The 15056-nt window shown below is 54.9% G+C and carries 7 protein-coding genes; 6 read left to right on the top strand and 1 reads right to left on the bottom strand.

The features are described 5' to 3' along the window. A partial coding sequence (locus HMPREF2975_RS12430) for a hypothetical protein (protein WP_227469091.1) occupies positions 1-253 on the top strand: 253 nt, incomplete at its 5' end. Positions 254-260: 7 nt separating this feature from the next. On the opposite strand, the gene HMPREF2975_RS01400 is transcribed toward HMPREF2975_RS12430, so the two are convergent. Then, on the bottom strand, positions 261-3800 hold the full coding sequence (locus HMPREF2975_RS01400) for a glycoside hydrolase (RefSeq protein WP_083314331.1): 3540 nt from the start codon (positions 3798-3800) through the stop codon (positions 261-263). A 422-nt stretch (positions 3801-4222) separates the two neighbouring features. Between HMPREF2975_RS01400 and HMPREF2975_RS01405 the strand changes: the two genes are divergently transcribed. The 5 genes from HMPREF2975_RS01405 (at position 4223) to HMPREF2975_RS01425 (ending at position 15054) form a co-directional block, all read left to right on the top strand. Next, positions 4223-5533 carry an extracellular solute-binding protein gene (locus tag HMPREF2975_RS01405; protein ID WP_070725312.1) on the top strand — a complete coding sequence of 437 codons (1311 nt, stop codon included), beginning with the start codon at positions 4223-4225 and terminating at the stop codon, positions 5531-5533. A gap of 280 nt (positions 5534-5813) precedes the next feature. Further along, positions 5814-6605 carry a carbohydrate ABC transporter permease gene (locus HMPREF2975_RS01410; protein ID WP_227469093.1) on the top strand — a complete coding sequence of 264 codons (792 nt, stop codon included), beginning with the start codon at positions 5814-5816 and terminating at the stop codon, positions 6603-6605. Beyond that, positions 6598-7407 (top strand): carbohydrate ABC transporter permease, encoded by an 810-nt coding sequence (locus tag HMPREF2975_RS01415; RefSeq protein WP_058237237.1) that lies wholly within the window; start codon positions 6598-6600, stop codon positions 7405-7407. The genes HMPREF2975_RS01410 and HMPREF2975_RS01415 overlap by 8 nt, the downstream gene beginning before the upstream one ends. Next, complete coding sequence (locus HMPREF2975_RS01420) at positions 7404-10421, top strand: beta-galactosidase, LacZ type (protein WP_070725314.1); 3018 nt, start codon at positions 7404-7406, stop codon at positions 10419-10421. The genes HMPREF2975_RS01415 and HMPREF2975_RS01420 overlap by 4 nt, the downstream gene beginning before the upstream one ends. 298 nt (positions 10422-10719) lie before the next feature. Beyond that, the gene (locus tag HMPREF2975_RS01425) at positions 10720-15054 is read left to right on the top strand and encodes a prevent-host-death family protein (protein WP_141757245.1); all 4335 of its coding nucleotides are present in this window, start codon (positions 10720-10722) and stop codon (positions 15052-15054) included. Positions 15055-15056: the final 2 nt, after the last annotated feature.

Consider the following 15056-nt stretch of genomic DNA (forward strand, 5'->3'; position numbering starts at 1 on the left):
GTGGCCGCATACACCACAACGCGGCCGATTTCTAGACCATGGACCATACATGCTTTCAAAGCATGTACACAGCGCTAAAACCCCTGACACACCGAACAAAAACCAACACCACGTACACACAATCCGGGCATTAACCCTAAAAACGCGCCAGCGCCTCGGCAAGATGAATGAATCGAGTCATCTTGCCGAGGCGCTGGCTTTACCATTTGCAGGTCCTTCAAAGCGCATCCCCACCGAAGAAGGGGATACCTGAGCATGAACTAGTCGGGCATTGGGGTCACGAGGTGCGATGAAGCCATCTTTTTCCGAGCCGGCAAGAAAGCGCAGATACCTAATCCCGTGACGATACTCGTTGCGATAAACCATGCCATTCCTGGGAAACCAGTCCGGACTATGCGATAGGTGGATTCTGGCTCTTGACTGGATGCCGCGGACTCCGTGGCTTCTTCCCGAGTTGACTGAGACGAATCGAGAGATTGAGCTGAGTCAACCGGATTCTCGACCTCGAATCTGACAACATGCTGGTAGCGTGACTGCTTGTCCGCGGACAAGACATCGATGACCGCGAACGGGGTTTCGAGAGAAGCCTGAGTTATCGTCACCGTCGCATCCCTATCGAGCGGAATTGCGCCGATTTCTGGAAAGTTACCACTCTCGCGATCTAGCCGCGGTATCGCTAAAGTGCTCTCGCCCGTGCCGGAGACAAAGTGAGGGACATCCACGCCATCAGCGGTTAGGCGTGCAATTCCAGATTGGCTCGATGCAGTGGCTCTCGTCGCATTGATTACGACCTCGGAAATAATCATGTGGGTCTGTGGGCGTGCTGTCAAAACGATTCGGATTCCTTGAGTCCAGCGATTCACATCAACCTTTACGAATGGAGCCCCTGTGTCTGAAGACTCGACATTGACCTCGGGCAACGCCTTCCACTGGTCAGTGGCGGGATCTTTATATTCAACATGCAATCGAGATGGGTAAGAGAGGTAGCTGCCATCTCTATAGGTGTAGATTCCAACTTCCGATACCAGCTCGCTTTTTTCTAATTCATAAGTGAGCATGTCCGTTGAGTTCTTGTCACCAGACTTCCAATTCGACCACGCTTTATCATCGAGCACCATATTTGTCGTCGCGCCTACCGAGTATCCCGGTTCTGTGAAGCTAGCAGAGGAATTTGAATGAGGCGCGACGTTGTGAGCGCTAGGAGAGGTGACGATTACGTGAAGAATGGCAGGCACGCTCTGGCCGACACTTTCCGCCTCTCCGTACACGCTGGTGACACCCTCATGCGTGAGATCTTCTGGTCGTAGAGAGGAAAAATCCCATGTAACTGGCATTTCGAAGCGTTTCTCAGATCCGGCAACAGTGCCTGTCGTTGTCAGAGGAGCCGACTTTTTGATTTCTTCTATTGAAATGTGGGGATAGACCGTTATCGAACTTGGATCGGCGTATGCGGTGGCCCCAACTACTACGTGGACTCTCGCATCGTCGAAAGCATTACCGTATTGATCTATTCCATGACCGAGCACATCGACTGTTCCATGGTCAGGCCAAGAAATACCTTCGGTATCCCATGTGACGTTGACAGGTAAGCCATGACCGTAACTAAAGATCGGCGTCACCTGTTCTGGAAGGCTCGGGGCAAGACCTGGTTTCGTTCGTACCGTAGTTTCAATGAATCCTTTTCGAGCGACGTCGCGTAATAACCAGCGCTGATTTGCCCCTCCCGACGATTCATACATGCCGACACGCGCCCCATCGTTGCGCGATTGGTCTATGACGTCAAGGACCTGAATGCCTCCTGCCGCTTGGAGTGTGAAATCCTTCCCCGTAGTGGTCGAAATAATCCAATCGATAGGATCTGCCGATTCTGAAGCTATGACTCGGTCGCCATTGAGAGCAAGTTTCTGACCATGAGAATTTTCAAGGTTTATCACTAGCCGATTGGTGCCTTCGCCCGATTTAACAGTCGCTTTCCACGCTTGCCGTGTAGAGCGGTCGGTCGTTGGATCGTAGATTGTGACTGTTTCGTCTGCTCCGGCGGTGAGAGCTTTACCTGACTGCACGCCAAATAACTCGTACGACTCCCCATCGTGAAAAGCAGGGGCAGTCTGACTAATTCCAGAGACAGACTCAATTTCGAATGTTGTGACAGAACGCGCCGGCACAGTCATCATCGTGACACCGCTTGCATCGACTTTAGCCGGAGTGCCGCGACGGAGTGCATTCGCCGTCACGTTGTCTTGCGGGGATTCGGTTGTGGTTATGGGAGTAATTACCGCATTCGAAAAGTCGGCGAAGTTAGATAGGTCAATAGCAACTTGGCGAGTTTCATTGCTTGAATTTACGTGGACGATATTCAAACCATTGCCATCTGAAGTGATGGCTGCAGTTGAGTGCACCTCATCAACTGGAATGAGACGGTCGCCGGGACGAATATGATGGGTAAAGTTTCTGATGGTATTGAACTTGGAGTTGGTGAGAACCTTACAGGATGGATCTGGTTCGCCATCTTCAATCCTTCGGATTGAATTCCCATTCTCGTCGCAGTCGAAATCAACAAAAACAGATCCCCAATTCAGTTTTTCGACCTTTTCCATGTTGTAAAGATCTTCAACGGGTTGCCAAAAGACCCATGCCCTGGGCTCAAGCTCGCGCAGATCATCGATTATGTGCTGTGCCATTCCTAACCCGTTGGCTATATCGACCTGGTTGAATCCCAGCGAAGTTTGAGACCAGTTTCCTTCAACTTCGCTCATCCACAAAGGTGTTTGATCCGCTTTCGCAATGTCCCGCACTTTAAGCCGGTCAGTTGTGCCATATGTATGAACGTTGTACTGACTGACCAAATTACGTGCTTCAGGAGACCAATCGCGCCAGTTCCTGACGAAAGTCCCAGGATTCGTTTCATCCATCGCGGAGATCTTGACGGAGGTACTCGTAGATTCATTAGCGAGGCGAGAACCAAGCACCCGTATCATTTCATCTTGATATGTGGGCCCGATGTGAGCACCCTCTTGTCGCGAGGCGGTAGTTGGCCAGCCCGTGCCTGGATCTATTTGAGTTCCCCAGTAATTTGTATTTGGCTCATTGAAAGGATCAAGTGTGTCAAATTCAATGCCATGAGATTTTTCGAGGTGTTCGACGACTCTCACGAGGTAGTCCGCAAAAGCTGGCATGTTCTCTGTGCTGAGTTGTTCGCGTGTTGAGTCGAAGCCGCCTGAAACAAATCCGGACTCGGTGAGGAAATAGGGGGGAGAATTCGAGAAAGCCTCCCATTTCGTTACCTTATTCTTGATGGCGTCTATCCACCATCGCTGGCTTGCGTCCGCCTCAAAGTTGTAGTGTGATGCATCGTTACTGCTCCAATGATTTCGGTATCTTTCCCGATCCTCGTAGGTAGAGCTAACGGAGCCGTCATCGTCGCCGACATCCAAAGTATCCTGCCACCACCCCTGAACAGCACCTCCTGGACGTAGGTATGGCGGGACGTCTGTCGCGTTGCCTCCTCCAATGTTGTAGCGGGCAATATTCAGATTGAGGCCGTCTTCTCCAAAAACCGCGTCGCGGAGTTCGTTTCGGACTGAATCTGGATATCCTCCGGTCGCATTGGCAAACCACACCAATGAAGTGCCCCATCCCTCGAATGGCTCACTCTGATACGCAGGATTTGGCTGAATATGGGCTGCGTTCTCAATTTCGTTTGCTTCTGCATGGGCGTCCATGGCTGAAGCAGGAATGGTCGACAACCCAAGCCCGCCCGCGCAGATAAGAGCTCCAAAAGCCGCTAGTTTTGACCGCATCGTCAAAAGTCCCTTCGTCCAAGTAACACACAGACACCACTCTGTGGTTACGTAACCACAGGGTAACAGATGTCAGGCTCAGTCAACAGGTTTTTGTCGATCAGGACTGACAGTGCCGGTTGCTGTGCCAGTGAGCTTCTATTCGAACTGGCTACCACTAAGGCGGTGACCTCCCGGATAGTGAAATATGGCAAACTGGCATGGTTTCGTGGGCGGAAGCCGCATCGTGCTGCCGAGGGCCTACGTGCTTCAGACAGCAGAATGAATGGCGCTCACGTGTTCTTGGAGCTTATGTTGGTATGAAGTGCACAGCCGAATAGGTGTCAATGTACTTTGCACTACGATGCGCGTATGGTAGCGTAATCGCATTCCAACTGTTCGGGGTGCGTCGACGCAGCTCGAAATAAATAGGAGGTTGTTCGATGGTGAGCAAGAAGAAGTTATTAGCAACTGCAGCAACAATTCCGCTAGCTTTGGGACTTGCTGCTTGTGGAGGATCTGGTGGCGGTTCCGGCGAATCAGGCTCTGCAGCTGGCGGTGATGAGAATTCATTGACCGTGTGGGCGTGGGATCCTGCGTTCAACATCTACGCAATGAACACGGCGGCAGAGATTTACAAGAAGGACCACCCTGACGTTGATATTAACGTCACTGAAGTGCCATGGGATGATGTACAAGCTAAGCTGACGACGCTGGCGCAATCGCAGCAGTTTGATCAGTTGCCGGACATCGTGCTTGTCCAGAATATGGCTTTCCAAAAGAATGTCATTAACTACCCAGACCTCTTTAGTGATTACTCCGACTCAGGGATTGATTTCTCCGAATTTCCTGAAGCGGTCGTGGGGTATTCGGTAGTTGATGGCGTGAATTACGGCCTTCCCTTTGATTCTGGGACTGCAGTAAATGCCTTGCGAACAGATGTCTTGGAGGAAGCTGGTTATTCACTTGACGACTTCACTGACATTACATGGAGTGACTTCATTAAGAAGGGCGAGGACGTCCTGGCGAAGACGGGTAAACCGATGATGAGCGGAGTTGCTGGCTCGTCGGACACCTTGATGATGATCCTGCAAAGTGCCGGTGTATCGCTATTTAGCGAAGATGGCAAAGCCAACATAGTGAATAACGACGCGCTGCGCAAGGCCATTGATATCTACGCAGAAATGGTGAAAAAGGGCCTGCTTGTCGAGGTGAATTCCTGGGACGAGTACATTGGTACAATTACGAATTCCACGGCAGCGGGTACCTTGCAAGGTATCTGGATATCAGGCTCGATTCAGACCTCGGAAGACCAGTCCGGTAAGTGGGGCATTACGAACGTTCCAAAGCTGGAAGGCGTGGAGGGAGCGACAAACTACTCAACTAATGGTGGCTCGTCCTGGGCAATTACGTCGAATGCCAACGTGGAACTGGCTGCGGATTTCCTTAAGTCCACCTTCGCAGGTTCGACCGAACTGTATGACACAATTCTTTCCTCGTCAGGCGCTATTGCGAACTGGATTCCTGCTGGTAAATCGGATGTATACAACCAGCCGGTTGAGTTCTACGGCAATGACCCCGTTTACAAGAAGGTTGTCGAGTTTGGATCGCATGTCCCCGCAATTGACCCCGGTGTTTACTACTACGAGGCTCGTGATGCAGTCAGCGCGGCAGTTACCAAGATTATTGCAGGTGGGTCGCCGGATGAAGCACTTCAAGAGGCTCAGGATAACGTTGAATTTGCTATGCAATAACGCTAATTGCGTAGACTTTAATTCTTCGTGCTCGTTATAGCTCTATTGCCGTCCTCGACTTTGAAATGACAAGTCGAGGACGGCGGAAGCTATCGACTCTGAAGCCTTTCATTGATTCAGGAGAATATCTGTAATGTTGGCACAGAAAACTCGTAGGCGTTCTCACAATAAAAATGACAATAGGACTACTACCAGTCGCGCATATCGACGTCGCAACTTAACTGGATGGTCATTTCTAATTCCTGCCGCGTTGCTCATCATGATAATGAGCTTTTATCCTATGGTGCAGGCTTTGATTTTGTCTTTCAAAACCGGTAAAGGCTCTCGGCTGCATTTTGCTGAACCGTTCTATATGAACTATCAACGTCTTCTTAATGATGACATCTTTATGATGACGCTCAAGAACACGTTCATATATCTTATTATTCAAGTTCCGATCATGCTGATATTGGCCATGATCCTTGCCAACATGCTTAACGATCGGAATCTACGGTTTAAGGGTTTCTGGCGGACAGCCATTTTCCTTCCCTGCGCAGTCTCTCTTGTCTCGTACTCGCTAGTTTTTCGTACTCTCTTCGCCAATGATGGCTTTGTTAATGACGTACTTGGAAAAATCGGTCTGATCGACTCGCCAGTGAACTGGTTAGGGCAGCCTAATACAGCGAGATTCGTCATTGTTTTTGGCTTAATTTGGCGCTGGACTGGGTACAATATGGTGTTTTATCTGGCTGCTCTGCAGAACATAGAGCAATCCAGTCTTGAAGCAGCGCGTATTGATGGCGCGAATGCGTGGCAAACCTTCTGGTATGTCACGGTTCCTCAGCTCAAACCAATGATTTTGTTGACAGCCATCATGTCTACGAACGGCACACTTCAGCTATTTGATGAGTCATGGAACTTGACTCGTGGTGGCCCCGCCTACTCGTCGATGACGATGTCGCATTACTTATACGAGTTGTCATTCCAAAAGAATCCGAATATCGGTTATGGATCAGCAATATCGTATGTAATTTTGATTTTGGTAGCAATACTTGCGCTGGCGCAGATGAAGGTCGGTGATAAACGTGACTAAGACGTTCCGCCGTGTTCCGGGATACCTCTTCTTGACAGTTTTCTCGATTTTTTCGTTGTTTCCGCTGTATTACATGTTGGTCTCTGCAACAAATACGTCGCGAGACGTACTCTCGTCAAAACTCACGCCTGGCGGAAATTTGATGGCTAATATTCGCGACTTGCTTGCCACGCAAAATGTTGGAGCTGCAATGTGGCACTCGGTTGTGAATGCTGTGCTCACTACAGTTCTGGCGTTGCTGGTGTGCTCGATTGCAGGGTATGGATTTGAGATTTATCACTCAAAAGGAAAGGATGTCTTGATGGCGGTTCTATTGCTCGCCATGATGATTCCTTTCGCGGCGACCATGATTCCGTTGTTCCGCCTGTTTGCAAAGGGTGGAATGGTCAACTCAACGTGGGCTGTCGTCCTACCTGCAATTTCTACGCCGTTCCTGATTCTGCTCTTTCGACAGTCCTCGCGTAATTTTCCATATGAGATCATCGAGGCTGCACGTATTGACGGCCTGAGTGAGCTTTCGATCTTTGCACGCATCTATATTCCGACGATGCGGCCTACGTATGCCGCTGCCGCTGTTATTACCTTCATGACAGCATGGAATAATTTCCTGTGGCCTAAAGTCATTCTGGTTGATTCGTCGTATCAAACCATGCCTATGCTGATATCGAACTTGGCTGCTGGTTACGTAACTAATTATGGTGTTCTCATGTTGGCTGTTCTGCTGACATCACTTCCGGCGATGGTTGTGTTTTTTGTTCTCCAACGGAGCTTTACTGAAGGAATTACGGGAGCCATTAAATGATCGACATTTCCGAAAAGATCAACAATCCTCAGTGTTTCGCTGAAAACCGGATGCCTGCGCATTCAGACCACCGATGGTTCGGAAGCGCGCGCAGCGCCGCCCTCGGCAATTCTGAATACGAGCAGTGCCTGAACGGACTGTGGAAGATTCACTACGCGAAAAACTCTGCGGCAACCGTGCCCGGTTTTGAACAACCCGACTATGACTGCGCGGCGTGGGATGACATCCCAGTCCCCGCGCACATCCAAATGCGCGGCTACGACAAGCCGCAATACGTCAACACCCAATACCCCTGGGATGGGCAGGAAGACGTTGCGGAGGGCACAGCTCCCACCCGGTTCAACCCTGTCGCCTCCTACGTGCGTACCTTCACCCTTGACCGGCCGCTCGAAGAAGGGGAGCGAATTTCCGTCTCCTTCAAGGGCGCTGAGAGCGCGCTGGTTGTGTGGCTGAACGGCACATACATCGGATACGCCACCGACACCTTCACGCCCAGTGAATTCGACATTACCGACGCGCTGGTCGAGGGGAGCAACAAGCTTGCAGTGCAGGTCATCAAATGGTGCGCCGCCTCTTGGATTGAAGACCAGGACTTCTATCGATTCTCCGGCCTGTTCCGCGACGTCGTGCTCTACCGGCGGCCCGCTGTCCACCTCGAAGACCTGTGTGTAAGCGCCGAGCTGACTGACGATTACTCACGTGCCATCGTGCGCGTCAAACCAGTCGTCATTGGCGAGGGCGACCTGACCGTGGCGCTGGACGATATGGGGGAGCTCAAACGCTCCGACGACGGCACTTACGAGATCACCATTGAGCAGCCGCACCTGTGGAGCCACGAAGATCCGTACCTGTATGACCTCACGCTGGAATTGCGTGACAACGATGGGCAACTGCGTGAAGTGATCCCTCAGACCGTGGGCATTCGACGCTTCGCCATCGAAGACGGCGTGATGAAACTCAACGGCAAACGCGTGATCTTTACAGGTGTGAACCGGCACGAATTCGGCCTTGATGGTCGCGTGATGAGCCGCGAGCAAACTGAACGCGACATCATCATGCTCAAGCAGGCCAACATCAACGCGATCCGCACCAGCCATTACCCGAACAACTCGTTCCTGTATGAACTGTGTGACCGCTACGGACTGATGGTCATCGACGAAATGAACCTGGAATCCCACGGCGTGTGGGACAGGATGTTGCTGCGCGGTGAACCGATCGATCACACCTTGCCGGGTAATCGTGAAGAGTGGCGAGGCGCACTGTTGGACCGCGCAGCGTCAATGCTGATGCGCGACCGCAATCATGCCAGCATTGTAATCTGGTCATGCGGCAATGAGTCCTACGGCGGTTCGATGATCGCAGCGGTGGCCGACTATTTCCGCGAACACGACTCGCGGGTCGTACATTACGAAGGCGTCGTTCACGACAACCGTTACCCGAACTCCACTGACATCCACTCAGAGATGTACACACCGGCCGCAACAGTCGAAGAATTCTTGGCTCAGCACCGCGACAAGCCGATGATCCTCTGCGAGTTTGCGCACGCCATGGGCAACTCGTTCGGCGCCGTTGACAAGTACCTTGACCTAGCGCGCCGCGAGGAACTTTTCCAGGGCGGATTCATCTGGGACTTCGCTGACCAGGCAATCGCCATGCGCGACAAATACAACCGCCCGTTCTTCGGATACGGCGGGGACAACGGCGAGGCGCCAACGGACTACGAATTCTGCGGCAACGGCATCTACTTCGCTGATCACACGCCTACCCCGAAGATTCAGGAAGTCAGCTATCTGTTCCAGGATTTCGACATCACAGTTGAGCGTGCGAAAGTGACAATTGAAAACCGCTGCATGTTCACGAACTCCGATGCGTTCATATGCGTGGTAAGCCTAGAACATGAAGGTGCCATGCTGGCTCAGAGGGCCCTCGACACTCATGTTGAACCGGGAGAAAATGCCACCTACGACCTGCCGTTCAGCCTGCCTGAAGAAGCAGGCGAATACGTCATTAACGTGGAAATGCGCCTGCGTGAGGACACCGCATGGGCCGAGCGCGGACACGTCGTCGCCTACGGGCAGGGAGTCTTCGCTGTAGAAGGAGCTGCGGCTCCGGCTTCGGGCATTCCTGCACCTCGAGTAGTGGAAGGCGTGCGCAATATCGGTGTGCACGGCGAACACTTCTCCGCTCTGTTCACCTCGGCGCGTGGACTGACGTCCTACCGGTACGGCATGACAAGCGAGGGCGGGCGCGAACTGCTTCACAGCACAGTGCGCCCGAACTTCTGGCACGCACCCACCTCGAATGAAAACGGGTGGAACATGCAGCGCGAATGCGCTCCCTGGCTCATTGCCTCACGGTATGCAAGACCGGTCGACGAGGAAGCGAAGGTGGAAACAGACGCCACATCGGCAACAATCACGTTCCGCTACGACCTGCTGACCACCCCGGGTGCCATGCTCACCGTGGTGTACAGGGTTGACGGAAACGGTCGTATCACGGTCACGATGACGACAACGCCTGACGCGAAGCTGCCGTCGATGCCTGAATATGGTGCACTGTTTGAACTGTCGGACCGTCTGACCCACATGCGCTGGTACGGCGAAGGGCCTGAGGAGTGCTACGTGGACCGTCGTCAGGGGGCGCGCCTGGGTGTCTACGACCTGGAAGTGGCCGACGCGTTGACCCCGTACCTGCGTCCGCAGGAAGCAGGCTCACGCACGGGCGTGCGCTGGGCGGAATTGACCGACGAGGATGGCTGGGGCATCCGTTTCGAGGCTGACGAGCCGATGGAGTTCTCCGCTTTGCCGTGGACCCCGTTTGAGATCGAAAACGCTGCCCATCCCAACGAGTTGCCCGCCCCGGTCAAGACTGTTGCCCGACCGGCGCTGATGCGTCGCGGCGTGGCCGGCGATGATTCATGGGGTGCCCGCACCCACCCTGAATATGAGCTGCCGCGAGGTGAGAAACTCCAGTTCACCTTCAGTTTCTGTGGCGTTGTGAACGCCTCGTACTGAACGGCTGCATCCACCGGCTTGGATAAGCTGTGACCTGATGACCTGTGGTGTCTGCCCTCGGTACGCACCACAGGTCATCAGTCATATCGAACAGGTTTGAGATTCAAGACACACTCATTGCCGCGACTAAGGACATCAATCTCGGACAAGCGGAGTAGACCCTCACATGAGACTTACCGTCCGTGCGATTCCTGCCAGCTGGCCAGCTCCGGAATGCGTCGGCGTCATCCTCGTGGCAATTGGGGGCATACCGCGGCGCTTCCACAAAAGCGTGGCCATTAGCAATTAGCTTAGGAGAGTGGTTCCGAGTATCTTCTCCCGTTCAAATTCGGCTTCGTCCCGCCCTCGCCGGCGCTCCGAAGCCGCGGACGACGTGCGCGCCCAACACACGCCGATCGCCGACGAGCTGACAGACGCATTGGCGCAATGGCGTCAGGATCTTTCCACACTCACGGTGAATGAACCCACCGTTGCAGGAACCAACGAAGCAGCCCCACGCCTTGCGCTCGGACAGGCCCACCCCGGAGGTCTGGCGCAACTGTACGCAGAGCACCCCACGCGCTTGTCGAACCTCGTACGGGAAAAAAGCGCGTACGAGCGGGCACGCGAAAAAACGTTGACGGTGATACGACGCGCGCGCCAGCTGGCTGCGACGCACGGAATCGGCCCCATCCACCTGGCGATCGGACAGGCATCGTGGACAGATGCGGGGGTACGGCGAGGCTCCCCGGCATTGCTGCGACCAGTCACTGTTGAAGAAACTGATGACGGCGATATCGTCATTTCCCTGCGTGAGGGAGCATCGATTGGACCTAGCCTGTCGCAGGCATTTGAATCAGCTCATCTCGACGTGGACCCGCACGCGATCCTGGATGACGCAACGTCGCTGCATGGGTTTTCACCCACCCGTGCACTGGCGCAGCTACGCGACATCGGTGCCAGTCTGGAGCGCTTTGACCTGAGGGAAGGCCTGGTCCTCGGCATCTTTGAGCATCCGGCAAGTGTGCTGCTGCGCGAGTTTGTCCACCAGCAAGACCTGGTGAACCACCCGATTATTCGAGCGCTGGCAGGCGATGAAGAAGCGGTCAGAGAAATCGGCCAGGAACTGCCTCGCGCGAACCCCGCGGATCGTGACCCGTGGGATGAAAAAGGCATCGGTGACCTGGCTCCTGCCCAGCAGGACATCGTCGAGGCAGTTGCTGACGGCGCATCCCTCATGATCGATATTCCGCACGGTGCGGACGATACCGCCGTGATTGCTGCCATCATGACAGATGCTGCGTCACGAGGGCGTTCCACCATGCATATTGCAGGATCCCCGTCGCGCACCACGCGAGTGGAAACGTATCTTGACCAGCACGGAGTCAGTGAAATCTCCGTGCGCGTCGATGGCAGTGCGCAGTCGGCGCAGATTGTGCGCGAACGCCTCGAATTCGCCATGGCAGACACGTCCGATGTGATCACCGATCCCACGCAGATCGAAGCGCTGCGGACGCGACTGCGTCGCGTCCGGGAGGCCCTGTCATCACATACGACCTACCTCCATAAGCCGTTCGACCGTTTCGGCGTATCCGCCTACGATGCCCTACAGGTGTTGACAGATCTGACCAGCATGCACCCTGCTCCACGCACCCGCGTCAGGCTGCGCGAGGATGTCCTGCTAGACATTGCGCAGGATCAGGGACAGCGCGCCCGCACGCTGCTGCACCGAGCCAGCGGCCTGAATCTGTTCTCATCATTCACGCAGCGCGGCGCGTGGCGCGGAGCGGTCATCAACGCAGCCGAACAGGTTCCCGATGTCTTGAAACGAGTCAAGAGGCTCGCCACCGAATCCCTGCCTGAGATGCGAGTGCAGATGGGCACGGTTGCCGGCGAAACGGGGCTTGTCCCTGCCACCAGCCTGACGCAGTGGGAAGCTCAGCTTCAAATGCTCGAAGGCGTGCGCGATGTCCTCGACGTGTTCGAGCCGGCCATTTTTGAACGCAGCGCAGCCGATATGGTGATTGCAACCGCGTCGAAGCAATGGCGTCGCTCGCACGGCATCTCCATGAAACATTCGCAGCGTCAGCGCCTGATCCGACAGGCACGCGACTATGTGCGGCCCGGACGTCACGTTGAAGACCTTCACCGTGAACTTCTGCTCGTGCAGGAGCGCCGTGATGTGTGGCGACAGCATTGTGATTCCGACGGTTGGCCCACACTGCCGCAACGCATGGATGAGATCATTGAGCTGGCCGCATCAGTGCGTGCTGACCTGAACCGTCTGGCGCCGATTCTTGGCACCTCTCACCCTGACCTTGCCCGTATGAATATGACCGATCTGGGCAGACTGCTCGATCGTCTTGCAGCAGATCCGGATGGTGCTCGCGAACTTCCGCAACGTGTCGCTGTTCTGAAGGAACTGGCTCAGATCGGACTGGATGACCTCGTCGCTGACCTCCGTAAACGTAGTGTCGTCGATGAGATGCTGGATAGTGAACTCGATCTGGCGTGGTGGGCATCCGTTCTTGGACTGATGCTGGCACAAGAACCCAAACTCGGCGGGTTCGACCCGACAAAACTTGAAGACCTCATTGTTGAAGGTCGCCGGCTGGACGAAGAACAAATCGAATCGCTGGCTCCGATTGCGCTCCAGCGTGCACGCCGATTGCGCCAGCAGGCTCTTGCCACGCGACCTGAACAGCACGCCGACTTGGTTGCGTCATTGAAAGCAGGAGCCAGCGGGACTGACCTCTTCGCGCGACACCTCCTGTCCTCGCACCTCATTCCGCTGGTGTTGACCGTCCCGACTCTGGTACCGCTCCTTGTGCCGCATGGACACCGCATTGACCTCGTTGTGCTCGATGATGTCGATAGCCTGCCGTTGGCAGAACTTATTCCCATCATCGCGCGTGCGCGACAGATCGTGGTGATCGCCGACCTGTCGACCAGCGGCACCGCTTCCGAGCAGTCGGATTCCAGCAAAACGCAGGGAGCCGTGAGCGCGCTCGCTCAGATTTTGCCTCACTCGCGTTTGAGCGTGCTGCCGGGTCATCTCAATGACCGTGTTGCCAAATTGGTGAGCCAATACGATTCAGCTCAAATGGGTATCCCGGTTCCCTGGAGCACGACCAGTTCACCGATCAAGGCGATCTGGCCCGATGGCTCAGGTATGCCTGCACCGGGTGTAGCTGCAGTCGAGTCGTCGGCCGCCGAAGTCCACGCAGTTGTCGAGCAGGTCATTTGCCACGCACTCGAGCACCCCGACCGCTCCCTTGCTGTGATCGCGCTCAATGAACGGCATGCCACACGTATCCGCGCCGCCCTCGAACGGGAAGTGGCATCGTCTCCGGGGCTGACATCCTTCTTTGATCCTGATGCTCTTGAACCTTTCGTCGTGGTGAGTCCCGAAGACGCGCGTGGCCTGAGCCGGGATCACATTATGCTCACGGTGGGCTACGCGAAGACACCACACGGTCGCGTCCTGCACGATTTTGGCCAGATCAGCGCTGCGTCGGGCCTGCCCGTCCTTATTGATGTGCTGCGCACGGTGCGTTCGGAACTGACCGTATTCTCGTCAATTCGTCCCGAGGAATTTGATCGCTCACGTGTCACGTCCGAGGGAGCCCACTTGCTGCTCGATCTGTTGGAAGTAGCTGAAGGGGCAGAAGAGGACGAAAGAGATGCAACATGGCCGACCCTGCAGGATGCCCCCGATCCGCTGCTGATCGACTTGGCTGAGCGGCTGTATTCACTCGGTCTGGAAGTGGTACCGAACGTGGGTGTGCCCGGAGGAATGCGTATTCCGCTGGCAATCGGTCATCCCGAAGTACCTGGTCGCCTGCTCGTCGCAGTGCTTACTGATGATGATGCATATGTCAACGAGCCTTCACTGCGGGTGCGCGATCGGATCTGGCCTAAACTCCTGGAGGCCCAGGGATGGAAAGTACGAACCGAACTGTCCATGGCAGTCTTCATTGATCCCGAACGCGAAACTGACGCGATTGTGCAGCTCGTCCTTGATGCAGTTGATGAGGCCAACGGGCCGGCAGCGCATATCACGGTGCCCGACATCATTGATATCGACGAGGCAGGCTCCGATGACGCGCCTGGTCTGGATCGCTCACTGAACGCTGACGCCTCGTCCGAGCCAGTTAACGGTTCTTCAGAGTCTGGCCGCGGTGCCCATTCCGGCGCGCCCGGCGCAGATGGTCAAACCGGCAGCATCACTGATGATGAGGATGCTGGTGGTACGCGCGTCGAGAGCGGGACGGAAGGCTCCGAAGGTGCGCGAGCACTGGACTCGCCATCACCGGCAATGAGCAGTGAGGATCGGGCTCGTGCCCGAGCTGACGAAATCGAGCTGGGACTGACCGCAGAGATTTCCCGAATCGATCTTGAAGCGGCGAAGGAATCGGCGGATGCTGACAAGCGTGGACCGCGACCAGCTATCGCCAAAGGCCTTCCGCTGGCCGCCTACGGTGATGATCAGCTCGATGAGCTGGCACACTGGGTGCGCGCTGATGGTGAGGAACGCACGGAAGACGAGCTGATTGATGAACTGCGTTTCGCTGTGGGGCTAACCCGTCGTGGAGCGCAAACCGATGCAGTGTTGCGTAACGTTGTCAGGCGTACCCAGCCAACTCAGGAATAGGC

Source organism: Actinomyces sp. HMSC065F12 (assembly GCF_001814535.1).
Classification (GTDB): Bacteria; Actinomycetota; Actinomycetes; order Actinomycetales; family Actinomycetaceae; genus Pauljensenia; species Pauljensenia radingae_A.